Genomic DNA, 18,612 nt, shown 5'->3' with positions numbered 1-18,612 from the left:
GACCGGCGACACGCGCGCAGGCCGCGCGGCGTCGCATCGACCTGCGTTACGCGCGCTCGCTGACCGGTGTGAACCTCCGGCCGCGCACACGCGTTTCGTCGGCGCTACCGCGCACGAGGCTCAACGCTTCCGCGTGGCTCGCCACGCACGGCCCGGAGCCGGGCAGCGGCTGGCGCGCGGTCTCGCGCAGCGCAAGCACCGACACGATGCCGATGAACGACGCGCCCATCAGGTAGTACGCGGGCATCATCAGGTCGCCGGTGCGATCGACCAGCCACGCGGTGACGAGCGGCGTCGTGCCGCCGAACAGCGACACCGACACGTTGAAGCCGATCGCGAGCGCGCCGTAGCGGATCCGCGTCGGGAACAGCGCGGGCAGCGCGGACGGCATCACGCCCGTGAACGTCGACAGCAGGACGCCGTAGATCAGCATCCCGCCGAAGATCGGCAGCATGCCGCCGGTGCGGATCAGCATCAGCGCCGGCACCGACAGCGCGAGCAGGCCCACGCAGCCGGCCATCATCACCGGCTTGCGGCCGACCTTGTCCGACAGGTGCCCGGCGTACAGCGTCATCGGCATCATCAGCACCATCACGAGCAGCACCATGAAGAGCCCGTGCGATTCGCGAACGTGCAGCGTCGCCGACAGGTAGCTCGGCAGGTACGACAGCGCCATGTAGTCGGTCACGTTGAAGATCAGCACGAGACCGACGCATTGCAGCAGCGGCTTCCACTGTTCGACGAGCAGCGTCGCGAAGCGCTGCTTCGGCCGCGCGCGTTCGTCCGCTTCGCGTGCTTCCGCCTCCTTCTTGAACGCCGGCGTTTCCTCGAGCTTGAGCCGCACGTAGAGGCCGACGAGGCCGAGCGGACCGGCGATGAAGAACGGTACGCGCCAGCCCCACGACAGCAGCGCGTCCTGCGACAGCGTGGCCGTCAGCAGCGCGACCGTGGCCGCGCCGAGCGTATAGCCGATCAGCGTGCCGAATTCGAGGAAGCTGCCCATGAAGCCGCGACGCTTGTCGGTCGCGAACTCGGCGATGAAGGTTGCCGCGCCGCCGTATTCGCCGCCCGTCGAGAAGCCCTGCACGAGGCGGGCGACGAGCAACAGGATCGGGGCCATGATGCCGATCGACGCATAGCTCGGAATCAGGCCGATCGCGAAGGTGCCGACGGCCATCATGATCATCGTCGCGGCGAGCACGCGCTGGCGGCCGATGCGGTCGCCGAGCGGGCCGAACACCATGCCGCCGAGCGGGCGCACGAGGAACGCGGCCGCGAACGTGCCGAAGGTCGCGAGCAGCTGCGCGGACGGGCTGCTGGACGGGAAGAACACCTTGCCGAGCGTGACGGCGATATAGCTGTAGACGCCAAAGTCGAACCATTCCATCGCATTGCCGAACGCCATCGCGCCGACCGCGCGCTTGAGGACGGCAGGGTCGACGATCGTGATGTCATCCAGCTTGACGGACTTGCGCGAAGACCGGGCTTTCGCGGGGTGCGCTTGCGACGGGCTCAATGAACTCTCCTGGAATGGCCTTGGCAACCGGCCGGCGGGAATGCAGCGGGGTCGTGCGGGCCGGCGGACTGCGAAGGCGGATGTCTCGGGGATGCCTCGATGCCGGTGGCGTGACGCGCGCAGCGGGACGACACCGGGCAGGTGTATTGTGCGAACCAGTTTAGAGAAACGGGCGCGAGCGGCTATCGGTCATGCGCCCGGAAACCGGTGGTAAACGACACGCGGGGACGTCGCCCGGATTGCACCCCGGCGGGCGGGGCGCGGCGTGGACGGTCATCTCGCCGCGCGCCGGCTCGCGGACACCAGCAACGCGACGAACGCCGCTTCATCCGCGCGCAGGCCGCGCGGCGAGCGCCGGACCGCCAGCGTGGCGAGCGCGCCCGACTCGAACGCGTCGAGCACGACCGGATGGATGTAGCAGCGCCGGCACACGGCCGGCGTGTTGCGCAGCAGGTCCGCCACCGCGCGCACGGTTTCGACGATCTGCTTGCGGGCATGCGTGACGCCGCGGTGCTCCACGCGCCGCAGCAACCCGAGCGCGTGCACGCTGCCGGCCCACGTCCGGTAATCCTTCGCGGTGAAATCGGCGCCGCCGGCTTCGCGCAGGTAGTCGTTTACGTCGGACGACCCGACCGGATGGCGCACGCCGTCGTCGTCCACATACTGGAACAGCTCGTGACCGGGCAGTTCCGCGCAGCGCCGCACGATCCGCGCGACCCGCGCATCGTCGACCGTCACGTCGTGTTCGATCCCGCTCTTGCCGGTGAAGCGCAGCCGCACCTGGCCGGGCTGGATCTTCAAATGGCGCTTGCGCAGCGTCGTCAGCCCGTACGAGCCGTTTTCGCGTGCGTATTCCGCGTTGCCGATCCGCGCGAGCGTCGTGTCGAGCAAGCGGACGATCGTCGCGACGACCTTGTCGCGCGGCATGCCCGGCAACGCCAGGTCGCGCGTGACGCGCGCGCGGATGCGCGGCAGCGCCCGCGCGAACGCGGCCATTCGTGCGTACTTGTTCGCGTCGCGGGTCGCCCGCCACTGCGGGTGGTAGCGATACTGCTTGCGGCCGCGCGCGTCGCGGCCCGTCGCCTGCAGGTGGCCGAGCGGGTCCGCGCAGATCCACACGTCGGTGTACGCGGGCGGGATCGCGAGCGCGTTGATGCGCGCGATTTCCGCGGCATCGCGAATCCGCGTGCCGTCTTGCGCGTAATACGCGAAGCCGTTGCGCAGGCGGCGGCGCGTGTAGCCGGGCTGGCGGTCGTCGACGTGGCGCAGCGCCGCGGCCGTGCTCGAAGCGGGCTGCTTCATGCGCGCGTGTGCCGGTTGGCGGCGATGGAGACGGCGATGGCGACGGATGGCGACCCGTGCTCGTGGGCGGCGGTCATGTGTTTGCTCCCTTGTTCGTAATGGGCGCGGACGGCGACCTGCAGCACGGCATGAGCGGTCGTTGCGGAACGGGAGCAAGAATCGTGCGCCGGCTGGCCGTACGACGCGACGGCAGAGCGGCCGGGAAATGCCGTTCGCGGCGACGACGAAACGTCATCGGCCGGCCGTGGGCTCGGGACACCTCGACATCCCCTGGTCGAGCTTCTCCAGCAGAAACTCGGCGACGGCCGTCACCGCGGGCGGCAGCGGCGGGCGGCTCGTATAGACGAGCTGCAGCCCGAGCCCGGCGCCGGAGCGTTGGTAGGCCGGCAGCACGCGCGCCAGCTTGCCTTCGTCGATCGCCGCCGCGGCGAGCACCCGCGGCACCAGCGCGATGCCGAGGCCGGCGAGGCACGCCTGCATGACCACGCGCATGTCGTTGACCGAGAAACGGCTGTCGATCGAAATCTCCTGCGTGCCGCGCGGCCCCTGCAGGCGCCACATGCTGCGTCCCTGGCGGCTCGACACCGTGAGGCAATCGTGGTCGGCCAGCTCGCGCGGCGTGCGGGGCGTGCCGCGTCGTTCGAGATAAGCGGGGCTGGCGGCGAGGATCATCGTGCCCGGCGCGATCCGGCGCACGCGGAAGCTGCCGCCGGTCTCGATGCCGATGCGCAGTGCGAGGTCGATGCGCTCGGCGATCAGGTCGGACGGCGTGTCGTCGAGCAGGAAGTCGATGCTGATGCGCGGATAGCGCGCGTAGAACTCGGCCAGCCATTCCAGCTTGATCACTTCGAACAGGCCGGCCATCGCCGCCACGCGCACGGTTCCGGCCGGTTCCTGCCCGTCCGCATGCTGCCGCTCGATCTCGAAGATCCGGTCGAGTGCCGGCGCGTAGCGCTCGAACAGAGCCAGGCCCTCGGTGCTCGGCGCCAGCTTGCGGGTCGAGCGATGCAGCAGGCGCGTGCCGATGTGCCCTTCGAACTGGTCGATGCGCCGGCTCAGCGTATTGGCCGGCATGCGCAGGCGTCGTGCGGCCTCCGAAAAGCTGCCGGCGCGGACGACCTGGACGAACAGCGCGAGATCATTCAGATCGAGCATGGAATTGCTCCAGAAATGGATTAATCAAATCCTGTTTATCCATCTAGTGTAAAGCTGAATCGATCTCCATACTGGTCTCACGCTACCGGCGAATCCATCCGTCTCAAGGAGAATCTGCATGAAACTGCTGCACATCGATTCGAGCATCCTCGGCCAGGGCTCGGTCAGCCGCGAACTGTCGGCGGAAATCGTCGCCCGCTTCCGCGCCCGCGATCCCGGCCTCACGGTCACGCGCCTCGACCTCGCCGCCACGCCGCTCGGCCATCTGGCCGCCGAACACCTTGCCGCCGCGCAAGGCGCGCCGGTCGACGACGCGCTGAAGGCGGACGTCGAGATCGGCCAGCGCGCGCTTGAGGAATTCCTTGCGGCCGACATCGTTGTCATCGGCGCGCCGATGTACAACTTCGGCATCGCGTCGCAACTGAAGGCGTGGGTCGATCGCATCTCGGTGGCCGGCACGACATTTCGCTACGACGAAAACGGGCCGGTCGGCCTGTGCGGCGGCAAGAAGCTGGTCATCGCGTCGTCACGTGGTGGCGTGTACAGCGTCGGGTCGCCGTTCGCATCGTTCGATCATCAGGAAACCTATCTGAGAGACGCGTTCGGTTTTCTCGGCATCACCGACATCACGTTCATTCGTGCCGAAGGCGTCGCGATGGGGGCGGACAAGCGCACGGGCGCGATTGCATCGGCGAAGGAAGCGGCAGCGGCCCTCGCGGCCTGACGCAATACGCCGGATACCGGCCACCGGAGAACCGATGTTGAATACCCTCGATTCCGTTCCCTCGACCACCGTCGCCGGCCGTCGTGTCGTGTTCCGCACGCGCGGCCACGCGCACGGGCCGGTCGTCCGCATGGTCAGCCCGTCCGACGTCGGCGAGATGATCAAGCCGTTCGTGTTCCTCGACCTGATCGATACGCGGGCGCCGCTCGGCAAGCCGGCCTTCGGCTGGCATCCGCATTCGGGCATCGCCACGCTGACGCTCATGATCGACGGGCACGGCACCTACGTGGAATCGACGGGCCACGAAGGCCCGATGGGGGCCGGCGACATCGAATGGATGAGCGCCGGGCGCGGCGTCTGGCATACGGGTTCCATGGTGCCGCCGGTCAAGGCGTTCCAGCTGTGGGTGGCGTTGCCGCCGGGGCGCGAGCTGGCGCCGGCGTTCAGTCAGCACCTGTCGATCGACGACATCCCGACGGACGGGCCGGCCCGCGTGCTGCTCGGCCGCCACGGCGACGCGGTCAGCCCGGTCGATGCGCCGCCGGGCATCAACTACGTCGTCGTGCAGTTGACGGCGGGCGAGCGCTGGACCTGCCGGCCGCCGCAGGGCCACCGGGTCGGCTGGACCGCCGTGATGGACGGCCGCCTGCGCACGCCGGACCCGGTTGGGCGGGGCGAGCTGGTCGTGTTCGACGCGTCCGACGCGCCGATCGAATTCGAGGCCGTGACCGACGCGCGCTTCGTGGTCGGTACGGCGATTCCGCATCCGCACGATCTTCATCTGGGCGCCTACTCGGTGCACACGAGCGCCGCCGCGTTGGTGGAAGGCGAGCGCGAAATCGGGCGTATCGGCCGTGAACTGCGCGCCAGGGGCGTGATGCGCTGATGCTTTCGTCATCGTCGATATCCGGCCTCCGTTCAAGGCGGCCGGCGTGCCGAGACGCCGCGCCCGCGGGGTGTCGCGCTTAGGTGTTTATACGTATGCCGATTCCGACATCGGCTCAATCCAATATTTCATTGGAAGGTTATCGGACTTGTTTCTAGACTGATGCGGGGCCTGTATACCGCGCCGGCCGAACACGCCGGCCGGCGCAGCCCGATCCGCGCCAGCGCCACGCAGAAACACAACAGCGCCGCGGCACACAACGACATCATCGGAGACGGACCATGACATTCATCAGGAAGCTGGCGGCCGGCGCGATCGTCGCCGCGGCGACGGTGCTGGCAGGCGGCGCGCACGCGCAGCAAAAGCCGATCACGCTCGGGTTCTCGCAGGTCGGCGCGGAAAGCGCATGGCGCACCGCGAACACCGTGTCGGTGAAGAGCGCGGCGAAGGACGCCGGCATCAACCTGAAGTTTTCCGACGCGCAGCAGAAACAGGAGAACCAGATTCGCGCGATCCGCTCGTTCATCGCGCAGAAGGTCGACGTGATCGCGTTCTCGCCGGTCGTCGAATCGGGCTGGGAGCCGGTGCTGACCGAAGCGAAGGCCGCGCATATCCCGGTGATCCTGACCGATCGCGGCGTCGACGTGAAGGACCCGTCGCTGTACGTGACGATGATCGGCTCCGACTTCCTCGAGGAAGGGCGGCGCGCCGGCCACTGGCTGGAAGAGCGCTACAAGAACGACGCGGGCCCGATCAACATCGTCGAGCTGCAGGGCACGGTCGGTTCCGCGCCGGCCAACGACCGCCGCGCGGGCCTGCTCGAAGTGATCAAGAACAATCCGAAATTCAAGGTGATCGCGTCGCAAAGCGGCGACTTCACGCTCGCCGGCGGCAAGCAGGTGATGGAAGCATTCGCGAAGACCTACGGCAAGCAGATCAACGTCGTCTACGCGCACAACGACGACATGGCGCTCGGCGCGATCCAGGCGATGGAAGAGGCCGGCATCAAGCCCGGCAAGGACGTGAGCGTCGTGTCGTTCGACGCGACCAAGGGCGGCTTCCAGGCGATGGTCGCGGGCAAGATCAACGTCGACGTCGAATGCAGCCCGCTGCTCGGCCCGCAGCTGATGACCGCGGTGAAGGACGTCGTCGCCGGCAAGCAGTTGCCCAAGCGCATCGTGACCAACGAAACGGTGTTTCCGATGAACGTCGCGGCGCAGGTGCTGCCGACCCGCAAGTACTGACCTGTCCGCCCGGGCGGCGGCCTGGCGGCCACCGTCCGGGGACGCTTCGAGGGAGGCTGCATGCAGAGTTCGCCGGTGGTCGAGATGATCGGCATCGACAAGTCGTTTCCGGGCGTCAGCGCGCTGCAGCGCGTCGACTTCCGGCTGTTTCCGGGTGAGATCCACGCGCTGATGGGCCAGAACGGCGCGGGCAAGTCGACGCTGATCAACGTGCTCACCGGCGTGCATGCGCACGATGCGGGCGAGATTCGCGTCGGCGGCGCGCCGGTGAACTTCGCCGCGCCGCGCGAGGCCGAGGCGGCTGGCATCCAGACGCTCTATCAGGAAGTGAACCTGTGCGCGAACCTGTCGGTTGCCGAGAACATATTCGCGGGCCGGCAGCCGATGCGGCGCGGCGCGATCGACTGGAAGACGATCCATGCGCGCTCGCGCGACGCGCTCGCTGAACTCGACCTGGCGCTCGACGTCACGCGTTCGCTCGATTCGTATCCGATCGCGGTGCAGCAGATGGTCGCGATCGCGCGCGCGGTGTCGGTCGACGCACGCGTGCTGATTCTCGACGAGCCGACCTCGAGCCTCGACGACGGCGAGGTCGCGCGGCTGTTCGACGTGCTGCGCCGGCTGAAGGCGTCGGGCATCGCGATCCTGTTCGTCACGCACTTTCTCGAGCAGACCTATGCGGTGTCCGACCGGATCACCGTGATGCGCAACGGCGAGCGCGAAGGCGAGTATCTCGCGCGCGACCTGCCGGTCGACCTGCTGGTCGCGAAGATGACCGGCCGCGAGCGCATGTCCGAGACGCTGCAGGCGGGCGCCGCGGCGGTCGAGCGCGACACCGCGACCCCCGCGCCGTTCCTGTCGATGCAGCAGGTCGGCCGGCGCGGGATGATGAGCGCGCTCGATCTGGACGTGCGCCCCGGCGAGATCGTCGGGCTGGCCGGGCTGCTCGGCTCGGGCCGCACCGAAACCGCGCAACTGGCGTTCGCCGCCGCGCGCCCCGATACCGGTGCGATCGAGATCGGCGGCGCGCGCACGCGGCTCGCATCGCCGCACGATGCGGTGCGCCACGGCATCGCGTACTGCCCGGAGGACCGCAAGAAGGAGGGCATCGTCGCCGCGCTGTCGATCCGCGAGAACATCGTCCTCGCGCTGCAGGCGCGGCGCGGCTGGTGGCGGCTGATCGGGCGGGCGCGCCAGCGCGAGATCGCCGACACGTACATCGCCCGGCTCGGCATCAAGGCGCGCGACGCGGAGCAGCCGATCGGGCTGCTGTCGGGCGGCAACCAGCAGAAGGTGCTGCTCGCGCGCTGGCTCGCGACGGACCCGAAGCTGCTGATTCTCGACGAGCCGACGCGCGGCATCGACGTCGCCGCGAAATTCGACATCATGGAGCGTGTGCTCGCGCTGTGCGCGCAGGGGCTCGCGATCCTGTTCATCTCGTCGGAGATCGGCGAGGTCGTACGCGTGAGCCACCGGATCGCGGTGCTGCGCGACCGCCGCAAGGTCGCCGAATTGACGGGCGCCGATGCGTCCGAGGAGCAGGTTTACCGGTTGATCGCGGGAGGCCAGTCATGACGCGGTTACGCACGCTGTTTCGTCATCCGCTCGCGTGGCCGGTGCTGACGCTCGCGCTGCTGTTCGCGCTGGACGTCGCGCATCGCCCGGGCTTCCTGTCGATCGCATTGCTCGACGGCCACCTGTTCGGCGCGCCGATCGACATCCTCAATCGCGCGGCGCCGCTCGTGATCGTGTCGCTCGGGATGACGCTCGTGATCGCGACGCGCGGGATCGACATCTCGGTGGGCGCGATCGTCGCGATCGCCGGCGCGGCGGCCGCGATCGTGCTCGAGGCGGATCCGTCGCGGGTCGGCATGGCGCTGGCCGCCGCGCTCGGCGTCGGGCTGCTGGCCGGCGCGTGGAACGGGCTGCTGGTCGCCTTCGTCGGGATGCAGCCGATCATCGCGACGCTGATCCTGATGGTCGCGGGGCGCGGCGTCGCGCAATTGCTGACGGGCGGCCAGATCATCCCGATCGGCGCGCCCGGCTACCTCGCGCTCGGCGGCGGCTATCTCGCGACCGTGCCGTGCGCGGTGTGGATCGCACTCGCGACGATCGGCGCGATCGCGCTGCTGGTGAACCGCACGGCGCTCGGGCTGTTCATTCGCGCGATCGGCGTGAACCCGGTCGCGACGCGGCTCGTCGGGCTGCGTTCGGGCGCGGTCGTGTTCGGCGTGTATCTGTGTTCGGGCGTGATGTCGGCGCTCGCGGGCATCCTCGCCAGTTCGAACGTGCGCAGCGCCGACGGCAACAACGCGGGGCTGCTGCTCGAACTCGACGCGATCCTCGCGGTGACGCTCGGCGGCACGTCGCTGCTCGGCGGCCGCTTCAGTCTCGCGGGCTCGGTGCTCGGCGCGCTGATCATCCAGACGCTCACCTACACGACCTACTCGATCGGCGTGCCGCCGGAGGCGACGCTCGTCGTCAAGGCGGTCGTCGTGATCGTCGTGACGCTGATCCAGTCGGACGCGGCGCGCGCGCTGCTGGTCCGGCACGCGTCGCGACTGCTGCCTTCCGCGCGATCGCGCGCCACCACCACCGGAGCGACGCCGCGATGACCCGTTTCCTTGGCCGCCTCGCCGATCCGCGCACGCTGCCGATCGTCGTGACGATCGTGCTGTTCGTCGCGCTGTTCGGTTTCGGGTCCGTGATGTACACGGGCTTTTTCTCGATGCAGGTGCTGACCGGGCTGCTCGTCGACAACGCGTTCCTGCTGATCGTCGCGATCGGGATGACGTTCGTGATCGTATCCGGCGGCATCGACCTGTCGGTCGGCTCGGTCGTTGCGCTGACAACGATCTTCTGCGCGGTGGGCGCCGAACGGCTGCACTGGCCGGTATGGGTGATCGTGCCGCTCGTGCTCGCATTCGGCGCGCTGTACGGCGCCGCGATGGGCGCGCTGATCCACTATTTCCGGTTGCAGCCGTTCATCGTCACGCTCGCCGGCATGTTTCTCGCGCGCGGCGCGTGCTTCCTGATTACGACGCAGTCGATCACGATCAACCAGCCGGCGTTTCATGCGATCGCCGGCATCAGCGTGCCGGTCGGCGGCGGCACGCTGAGCGCCGGCGCGCTGATCGCGCTCGCGACGCTGGCCGTCGCGATCTACGTCGCGCATTTCACGCGCTTTGGCCGCAACGTGTATGCGGTCGGCGGCAACGAACGCTCGGCACTGCTGATGGGCTTGCCGGTCGCGCGCACGAAGATCGGCGTCTACGCGCTGAGCGGCTTTTGTTCGGCGCTCGGCGGCGTGGCGTTCACGCTGTACGTGCTGTCGGGTTACGGGTTGCAGGCGCAGGGAATGGAGCTCGACGCGATCGCCGCGACCGTGATCGGCGGCACGCTGCTGACGGGCGGCGTGGGCTACGTGATCGGTTCGGTGTTCGGGGTCGGCATCCTCGGCACGATCCAGGTGCTGATCACGTTCGACGGCACGCTGAGTTCATGGTGGACGCGGATCGTGATCGGCGCGCTGCTGTGCGTGTTCTGCGTGTTGCAGCGGGTCATCGAGCGGCACGCGACGCGGCGGCGCACCGGCGGCACCGGGCTCGGCGCGAAGCGGCCGACGCGCGATACTGCCCCCGCGCGGCCGGCGCCGCCGGAAGAGGACATCGCGCTGGTCTCGACGATGCGGCGGTCGTAGTGCGACCGCGCCCCCTTTGCGCGAGGAGAACGGCATGAAGCGTGATGACATGACGGCGGGCGTGGCCGATACGCTGGCTATCGAGCACGGCCGCCGGCCGCTGCTCGACCTGGGCGACGCGCGCGACTGCCGGATCGTGGCCGATGCGCTGCGGGTGCTGCTGCGCGAACGTTCCGAAGCGCTGGCGTTCGCGATGCGCGTGGCCGACGAGCATGGTCGCCCGCGCCCGGATGCCGGCGAATTCGGCCTGACCGACATCATTCGGTTGACCCGCGTGGTCGAGCGGGCCGATCGGCAGCGCGAGCGTACCGCGGTGAAATGACGCGTACGGGTTCGCGCCGTCAGGCCGGCCCGGTCGCGTCCGTCTCGGTGTCGAACGACGTATCCGCGACGCGCGTGCGTTTCAGCGAGCCGGCCAGTTTTTCGATCGCGTGCAAGTCCAGTGCGTCGAGGTGCGCGCGCATTTCGTGCACGAACGGCGCGTGATCCGGCTCGTCCACATACTGGCCGAGCCATTCCTCGATATCGGTCAGCCGGCCTTCGCCGGCGAGCGCGATCAGTTCCGCGAGTGCATCGGCAGGCGGGCTGCGCATCGCGGGCGCGGCGCGGGCCGGCTGCGCTTCGTCGGCCGGATGAAACCGCCTGACGAGCCCCGACGCCGGTGCGAGCGCATGGCCGAGGGCCGGCGCGACGACCGCGAACGAGAACGACGTGCCGACGCCCGGCTGGCTCGCGACGGCCAGCTCGCCGCCCATCGCGGCGACGATCCGCTGCGCGATGAACAGGCCGAGCCCGGTGCCGCCGTTCACGGCCTGCACCTGCTGGTACGCGCGGAAGATGTCGGTGGTCGCGGTGATGTCGATGCCGATGCCCGTATCGGCGACCTCGAACAGCAGGCGCCACGCGTCGCCTTCGCGCGACGCGTGAACCGACAGCGTGACCGTGCCGCTGCGCGTGAATTTCGATGCGTTGGACAGCAGGTTCAACAGCACCTGTTGCAGCCGGATGCCGTCGATCAGCACCGTGCGCGGCAGCGCCGTGACCGGTTGGTAGACGAACCGGTTGTCCTGCTGCGCGCACAGCGCGAGCGCGTAGTGGCCGATGTCGTCCAGCAGCCCGGGCAGGTCGGTGCGGTCGGGCGCGACGCCGAGCGGCTGCAGTTCGGCCTTCGTGAACGCGAGCAATTCGTCGATCAGCGCGAGCTGGTAGCGGATGCTGCGGTCGATCGACCGGATCAGCCGCGCCTGGCCGCGCGTCGCGCCTTGCAGCAGCAGCTTCGCATAGCCGTTGATCGTCGACAGCGGCGCGCGCAGGTCGTGGCTGACGTAGCCGAGCGTCTCGATCTTCTGCTGCAGGTGCGTCTTCGACTGTTGCAACGCATCGTTGAGCGCCACCGTGCGCCGCGCGACTTCGTCGCGCAGCCGGTCCTGTTCGGTGAGCTGCCAGTGTTCGAGCCGCTTGCGCGCCTCGGTGCGTTGTTTGCCCACGTGGTGAATCCACGCGGCCAGCACCAGCAGGTGCGTCGCGAGCCCGATGATCGCGATGACGGGGTTCGGAAAGACGTCGGACCGGATCCATGACAGCACGGACGGCAACGCGTCGCGGCCATCGAGCATGCGGATCAGCATGTTGAACGTCGCGAACGCGACCGCGATCAGCATCACGCGGCCCGTCGGCGTGCGCCGGATCACAAGCATCAGCGCCAGGCTGATGTTGACGATCGCGAGCGCGGTGTTCAGCCACAGGCAGAACCGTGCGAAGGTCCCCAGATCGCCGAACGCCGCGCCGGCGATTCCCGCGCATTCGAGCGCGAGAAATACCACGTACACCGCGCGCATCGGAATCTTCGCCTTCTCGCGATGCGCGACCATCAGGATGAAGACGATGAAGCACGCGACCGACAGGTACGCGAAGATCGTTTCGCCGCGCGTCGACCATTCTCGGGCGGCGGGGGACAGGGCCATCGCGAGATAGCCACGGTACGCGGCTTCGAACAGCGCGGTGTTCAGGGTCAGCACGGCCAGCACGTGGAACACGCCGCTGCGCGAGAAAAAGCCGATCAGCAGCGCGCACCAGACGAGTGCAAGCAGCCCGCCGAAGAAGCCGAAGTTCCACATCGACGCGTGCAACTCCTGCGCGATCCACGCGTCGCGGGTGAACGCGATCGGCGCGAGCCGCATTTCCTTGCGCGACGTGATGCGGATCAGCACGGGGAGCTGTTCGCCCGCGTGCAGCGTGACGTCGAGGGTCGGGTAGCGCGACGGCGCCTCGCGCGCGTCGCCGCGATCGGCCGGGAAGCTGTGGTCGGGCAGCCAGCGACCGTGCCGCTCGACATAGAAGTCGGCCCGGTCGACGCGCGCATCGCGAATCGCCAGCACCAGCGGACGCGTTTCGCTGTCGCGATTGATCAGCGTCGCGCGGACCCACCACGCCGAGCGCGAAAACGTCACGTTGAACGACGGGCGGGATGCCGTGGCCGCGTCGCGGTGCGCATCGTCGAGCCGGGCGGCCACGTCGGCGACGGACAGCGTCGTGCCGGCGTCTTCGAACACCGCGACGGCTTCGAGTTGCGCGGGATTCGGCGCCGTTGCGGCACGAGCCGTCGCGCACGTGACGGCCAGCGCCGCCAGCAGCAGGAGCAATCCGCGACATCCCGCTGCCCATGCCGCGTATTGCCTACGCATCGCCGTGGTGCCCCCCGGGTGCGGCCGGCGCGCCGACCGCGTGGCGCTGGCGCCGCCAGTCGGACGGCGTGATGCCGAAGCGTTCGCGGAACGCCGTCGCGAAATTGCCGGGCGTGGAGAAGCCGATTTCCTCGGCGATGTCGCCGATCCCCATCGACGTTTCCGACAGGAAGTGCATCGCGGCGCGCAGCCGCGTGTCGCGCAGGTACTCGAACACGGTCTGGCCGAGATGATCGCGGAACACGCGCGACAGCCGCTTTTCGTGCGTGCCGACTTGCCGGGCGAGTTCCTCGAGCGCCGGCGGATGGCGCAGGTCGCGCAGCAGCACGTCGCTCGCGGCGCGCACGAGCGCCGCGTCGGGGTTGTCGGGCAATTCGGGCAGATGCGCGAACGGCTGGCTGCGCCGCCCGCGCTTCAGGTGATTGCGGATGCGCGCAATGACTTCCGCCGGCTCGAACGGCTTGACGATGTAGTCGAGCGCCCCCGTTTCGAGCCCCGCGATGCGATCCTCGAGATCGCCGGCGGCCGTCAGGATGATCACCGGAATGGACTGCGTCGACGGGGTCGACGCCAGCAGCCGGCTCGCGGCGAAACCGTCCATGCGCGGCATGCGCACGTCCATCAGGATCAGGTCGGGCGCGATGGCCTGCGCGCGGTGATAGGCCTGCAGCCCGTCGAACGCGACGCTGATCCGGCACTGCGCGGCGCGCAGGATTTCGGTCAGGAGCCGCAGGTCGTTCGGGCGATCGTCGACGATGAGGATATGTGCGCCAGCGAGATCCGGCGTGGTGCGTGGCGACGCCGAACTGGACAAGCGGGATGGCATGGTTGCGAACGCGTTGGAAGGGAATGGCCTGTCAGGTCGGAGGCATCGCTATCTGCACGATTGTTGCAAAAAATTATATGCCGACAACAGTATCGCCTGTGAGGATTCCGTGCGGCGCGTGGGGACTTGTCGGGCGGGCGCGGGGACGGCCCGGCGAGGTGGTTCGCTTTCGACGAAATGATTCGGAAAAATGTGCCGAATCGATTTTTATAATTCCGGTCTTTATTTCCGGTCAAATGGACTGGTGGAATCGAAATGGCCCGAATGATGAATTTGTGAGCGTGCTGTCGAAATTCGATGGAGCGGTCTGAATTGAATCTGCTAATTCATTGTCGTGGTGATTAAGTTTTCGTTGATGTCGCGGGGATATTCCGCTTTCCGGAAAATCGGATTTCCTGCGAATGTGTATGAATGTAAATGCTGTCCGCTCGGGAAAAGGATTTGTCCGCTGCGGAAAAGGTTTGTTTGAACGAATGCCGGCACACTAGCCCAGACGCGGCTGGAATCGGTTCTTTCCCCGACTCCGGTTGCCACGAAAATTGCTGTTGCCGTCGCCTCCATGGCAGCCGATATTCAATGTCACATTGAATGATGGCATTCTCAGATGATGAGAGGGCGATGACAAAAGAATAACAGGCACGAGGGTAATGAAAACGTCATGATTCGTGAAATGCTAGATATACAAGGCGAATCGAGAAATGACGGCGTGGGTGTGGGTGAAAGGCATCGAGCGAGAAGAAATCGTCAAGCAAATTCGATCGATTAATTCGATGCCGGGGTCGTTCGTCGAGTAGCCGGTTTTTTTCCGGAAATCCGGAAAAACGGGTCGCCCGTCGGACGGAAAGGGGTGAGTGGTTTCGCGTGGGCCGCCGGGCGGTTTGATCGATCCGAAGGCCGTGCGCGGCGCTCTATCGAATCAGGCGGATACGAAAAATATGAATACGACAAGCATGGCAGGTCAGGGCGTCGGGTCGATCGATCCGGTGCCGGCTGTCAGCGTCAGCGATCCGGCGGCGCATGCTTCAGACCCGGGGACAGCATGGCGCCTTTCGCCGCCTGAATGACACATGACGGGCCGCCCGCGATGCGGGCCGGCCTCCGTTCGTCCAGCGTCCGAGCGACGCTTTTCCGATGAGATTCGAAGTCGCCCGTCGGCGGGTGCGACGGTGGACGCGCGTGCGGTCTCGCAGCGCGGCATGCACCGTGGCGCCGCCGGGCCGGCGAAGTCGATTTCCATGAGCCGCTAACCGGCGATCGTGATCGCGTGTCGTGCCGAACGGGCACGCGCGTCGATCGGCCGTGCCGTTGCGATGGTGTCGAGCGTGTCGAGCAACGCTGTTCGTAGTTTTTATTAGTTATGCGAAGTAGCAAGCGGAGCGTCGCGGGGCAGGCGAAAGCGGAGAGGGTCCGCGCCGCGCCTGATGTCGCGTTCGCTGTTGCGTCATCCAGCACATGAGAACCGAGGGAACACGAGATGAACAAGTCGTTCAAGTCGATCTGGAACGAAGCACTGGGAGCCTGGGTTGCGGCTTCGGAACTTGACCGGGCGCGCGGGAAGCGGGTGGCGTCGTCGAGAAGGGTGGCCGAGCACGTCGCGCAGGCGGGCGCCGCGGTGCGCCCGGGCGCGCATGCAGGGTTGTCGCCGCGGCGTATCGTGATGACGCTGGCGGCCGCGTATCTCGGGCTGTTTCAGGCTGGCGCGCACGCGCAGTATTCGGCGGGCGGCGGCTCCGCGACCGGCGGCGCCAGTTCGATCTCGGTCGGTAACGGTTCGGTGGCCACGCAGGTGAATTCAACCGCGTTCGGTAACCTGTCCACGGCGGCAGGCACATCGGCCACGGCACTGGGCCCGGGTGCGCACGCGATGGGTGACGGATCGACGGCCGTCGGCATCAATGCGCAAGCGACCGGCGTCGACAGTGCATCGCTCGGCGTGCAGGCGATCGGTTCGGGCGCGTATTCGGTTGCCATCGGCAACCTGTCGAGCGCGACCCAAAGCGGTGCGGTGGCGATGGGCAGCGGCGCGGCGGCGACCGGTGTTGCCGCCATCGGGCTCGGCAACAATGCGTTCGCGTCCGGTCAGTATGCGGCCGCGCTGGGTCTCGGGGCGAGTGCGGCCGGGGCGCAAAGCGTCGCGCTCGGCTATGCGACGCATGCGACTGATACCGGCACCGTCGCAATCGGCAACCAAGCGACGAGTACGGGCTCGGCAGGCGTGGCCGTCGGCAGCGGTGCACTGGCGACCGGCAATTCCGGCGTTGCAATGGGCGTCAACAGCGGCGCAAAGGGCACCAGCTCGATCGCGATCGGCTGGGGCGGCACCGCAGGCGTGCCCGGGTCGGGCACGCAGTCGCTCGGCACGAGTTCGATCGCGATGGGCTCGAACACGACGGCCGGCGCGGACAATGCGCTGGCATTCGGCCTGAACGCGAACGCGTCGGGCGTCAGCTCGATCGCGATGGGCGTGCAATCGACCGCGACGGCGCTGTTCGGCGTCGCGCTCGGCAATCTCGCGCTCGCGACCGGCACGTCGGCAACCGCACTAGGCCCCGGCGCGACTGCATCCGCCGTCGGGGCAACCTCGATCGGCATCAACAGCGTGGCGGCGGCGGACTGGACCGTCGCGATCGGTGCGTCCAACTCGGTCGCGGCCGGCGCGGGCGCCGGTTCGATCGCCGGCGGCAACAACTCGAAGGTGCTGGGCGGGACCGGCGCCGTGGCGCTCGGCCAGGGCCAGACGGTGAGCGGTGACGGCGCCGTCGCGATCGGCGATCCGAGCAGCGCGATCGGCACCGGCGCGGTCACGATGGGTTCGAACAATACCGCGAACGGCAACGGCGCGGTGGCGATCGGCAATACGAACAATGCGCAGGGCACGGGTTCACTCGCACTCGGCAACACGTCGACCGCCGCAGCCGCGGGCGCGATCGCGTTCGGTGCGTCGGCCGTCGCGAACAATGCAAACGATGTCGCGCTCGGCTCCGGTTCAGTGACGGACGTGCCGCATCCGACGGCGACCGGTACGCTCGGCGGCGTCACGTACAACTACAACGGTACGAATCCGACGAGCGTCGTCAGCGTCGGCGCGGCGGGCACCGAGCGCCAGATCACCAACGTCGCGGCCGGGCGCGTCAATTCGGCGAGCACGGATGCGATCAACGGTTCGCAGCTTGCCGCGACGAACACGGCGCTCGATTCGCTGTCGACGTCGACGGCGTCGAGCATCACGTCGTTGTCGACCGGGGTTTCGTCGTTGTCGACGGGCCTGAGTTCGACCAACAGCGCGGTGACGTCGCTGTCCACGTCGACGTCGACCGGTATCAGCTCGCTGTCGACGGGCCTGAGTTCGACCAACAGCGCGGTGACGTCGCTGTCCACGTCGACGTCGACCGGCATCAGCTCGTTGTCGACGGGCCTCAGCTCGACCGACAGCACGGTCACGTCGCTGTCGACTTCCACGTCGACGGGGCTGTCGTCGGCCAATAGTTCGATCACGTCGCTGTCCACGTCGACGTCCACGGGTATCGGTTCGTTGTCCACCGGCCTGAGTTCGACCAATAGCGCGGTGACGTCGCTGTCCACGTCGACGTCCACGGGCATCGGTTCGTTGTCCACCGGCCTCAGTTCGACCAACAGTTCGGTGACGTCGTTGTCCACGTCGACCTCGACGGGCATCAGCTCGTTGTCGACGGGCCTGAGTTCGACCAACAGCACGGTGACGTCGCTGTCGACGTCGACCTCGACGGGCATCAGCTCGCTGTCCACCGGCCTGTCGAGCACGAACAGTTCGATCACGTCGCTGTCGACCTCGACCTCGACCGTCGTCGGCTCGCTGTCCACCGGCCTGAGTTCGACGAACAGCAACCTGACGTCGCTGTCCACGTCGACGTCGACCGTCGTCGGCTCGTTGTCCACCGGCTTGAGCTCGACCAACAGCTCGATCACGTCGCTGTCCACGTCGACCTCGACGGTCGTCGGCTCGCTGTCGACCGGCCTGAGCTCGACGAACAGCAACCTGACCTCGCTGTCGACCGCCACGTCGACCGGGATCAGTTCGTTGTCGACGGGCCTGAGCTCGATCGCGAACAACAACACGAACCTCGGCAACAGCACGGCCGGCGCGATCGGCGGCGGGGCCACCTACGATCCGACCACCGGCACGATCTCGGCGCCGTCGTACGTGACGTACAACAGCGACGGGTCGACCACGATCAACAACAACGTCGGCTCGGCGATCGACAACATCAACGCGCACGGCATCAAGTACTTCCACGCGAATTCGACCGCGCCGGACAGCCAGGCGGTGGGCGTCGACAGCGTCGCGATCGGCCCGAACGCGATTTCCAAGGTCGACGGCAGCATCGCGCTTGGCTCGGGCTCGGTGGCCGACCGCGCGGTAGTGCCGTCGTCGGGCATCCTGCGCAACGGCAGCGCGTCGATCCCGTTCGACACGACCGACCAGACGCTGCTCGGCGCGGTGTCGGTCGGCGATGCGACGAACAAGACGTACCGCCAGATCACCAACGTCGCGGACGGCACCGGCCAGCAGGACGCGGTGACGGTGCGGCAGCTGAC

At 67.8% G+C, this 18,612-nt stretch carries 13 protein-coding genes; 8 read left to right on the top strand and 5 right to left on the bottom strand.

Annotated features, from left to right (window positions below; translation table 11 throughout):
• Nucleotides 1–46: 46 nt before the first annotated feature.
• From proP to DFS13_RS18445, 3 genes are all read right to left on the bottom strand, one after another.
• Complete coding sequence (proP, locus tag DFS13_RS18455; protein ID WP_111441961.1) at nucleotides 47–1,516, bottom strand: glycine betaine/L-proline transporter ProP; 1,470 nt, start codon at nucleotides 1,514–1,516, stop codon at nucleotides 47–49.
• A gap of 273 nt (nucleotides 1,517–1,789) precedes the next feature.
• Entirely contained in the window at nucleotides 1,790–2,818 is a 1,029-nt protein-coding gene (locus tag DFS13_RS18450; protein ID WP_109342262.1) for a DNA topoisomerase IB, read from the bottom strand.
• A 231-nt stretch (nucleotides 2,819–3,049) separates the two neighbouring features.
• The gene (locus DFS13_RS18445) at nucleotides 3,050–3,973 is read right to left on the bottom strand and encodes a LysR family transcriptional regulator (protein WP_048985937.1); all 924 of its coding nucleotides are present in this window, start codon (nucleotides 3,971–3,973) and stop codon (nucleotides 3,050–3,052) included.
• A 118-nt stretch (nucleotides 3,974–4,091) separates the two neighbouring features.
• On the opposite strand from DFS13_RS18445, the gene DFS13_RS18440 reads away from it, so the two are divergent.
• The 7 genes from DFS13_RS18440 (at nucleotide 4,092) to DFS13_RS18410 (ending at nucleotide 10,849) form a co-directional block, all read left to right on the top strand.
• Nucleotides 4,092–4,697 carry an FMN-dependent NADH-azoreductase gene (locus DFS13_RS18440; RefSeq protein ID WP_048985938.1) on the top strand — a complete coding sequence of 202 codons (606 nt, stop codon included), beginning with the start codon at nucleotides 4,092–4,094 and terminating at the stop codon, nucleotides 4,695–4,697.
• A 34-nt stretch (nucleotides 4,698–4,731) separates the two neighbouring features.
• Complete coding sequence (locus DFS13_RS18435) at nucleotides 4,732–5,583, top strand: pirin family protein (protein WP_048985939.1); 852 nt, start codon at nucleotides 4,732–4,734, stop codon at nucleotides 5,581–5,583.
• 281 nt (nucleotides 5,584–5,864) lie between these two features.
• Entirely contained in the window at nucleotides 5,865–6,827 is a 963-nt protein-coding gene (locus tag DFS13_RS18430) for an ABC transporter substrate-binding protein (RefSeq protein ID WP_006482235.1), read from the top strand.
• 60 nt (nucleotides 6,828–6,887) lie between these two features.
• Nucleotides 6,888–8,402 (top strand): sugar ABC transporter ATP-binding protein, encoded by a 1,515-nt coding sequence (locus tag DFS13_RS18425; RefSeq protein ID WP_006482243.1) that lies wholly within the window; start codon nucleotides 6,888–6,890, stop codon nucleotides 8,400–8,402.
• Nucleotides 8,399–9,442, top strand: coding sequence for an ABC transporter permease (locus tag DFS13_RS18420; RefSeq protein WP_111441960.1), 1,044 nt, complete (start codon nucleotides 8,399–8,401; stop codon nucleotides 9,440–9,442). The genes DFS13_RS18425 and DFS13_RS18420 overlap by 4 nt, the downstream gene beginning before the upstream one ends.
• Nucleotides 9,439–10,527, top strand: coding sequence for a galactofuranose ABC transporter, permease protein YjfF (yjfF, locus tag DFS13_RS18415; RefSeq protein WP_048985943.1), 1,089 nt, complete (start codon nucleotides 9,439–9,441; stop codon nucleotides 10,525–10,527). The genes DFS13_RS18420 and yjfF overlap by 4 nt, the downstream gene beginning before the upstream one ends.
• Before the next feature lie 16 nt (nucleotides 10,528–10,543).
• Nucleotides 10,544–10,849, top strand: coding sequence for a hypothetical protein (locus tag DFS13_RS18410; protein ID WP_226244984.1), 306 nt, complete (start codon nucleotides 10,544–10,546; stop codon nucleotides 10,847–10,849).
• A 19-nt stretch (nucleotides 10,850–10,868) separates the two neighbouring features.
• On the opposite strand, the gene DFS13_RS18405 is transcribed toward DFS13_RS18410, so the two are convergent.
• The gene (locus tag DFS13_RS18405) at nucleotides 10,869–13,211 is read right to left on the bottom strand and encodes a sensor histidine kinase (protein ID WP_111441959.1); all 2,343 of its coding nucleotides are present in this window, start codon (nucleotides 13,209–13,211) and stop codon (nucleotides 10,869–10,871) included.
• Nucleotides 13,204–14,037: a response regulator gene (locus DFS13_RS18400; RefSeq protein ID WP_006498031.1), complete on the bottom strand. Its 834-nt coding sequence runs from the start codon at nucleotides 14,035–14,037 to the stop codon at nucleotides 13,204–13,206. Before DFS13_RS18400 ends, DFS13_RS18405 begins: the two co-directional genes overlap by 8 nt.
• Nucleotides 14,038–15,511: 1,474 nt before the next feature.
• On the opposite strand from DFS13_RS18400, the gene DFS13_RS18390 reads away from it, so the two are divergent.
• A partial coding sequence (locus DFS13_RS18390) for an ESPR-type extended signal peptide-containing protein (protein ID WP_111442028.1) occupies nucleotides 15,512–18,612 on the top strand: 3,101 nt, incomplete at its 3' end.

It is taken from the genome of Burkholderia sp. 28_3 (assembly GCF_003253915.1).
Taxonomy (GTDB): Bacteria; Pseudomonadota; Gammaproteobacteria; order Burkholderiales; family Burkholderiaceae; genus Burkholderia; species Burkholderia cenocepacia.
This window is presented reverse-complemented; position numbering and strand designations above follow the sequence as displayed.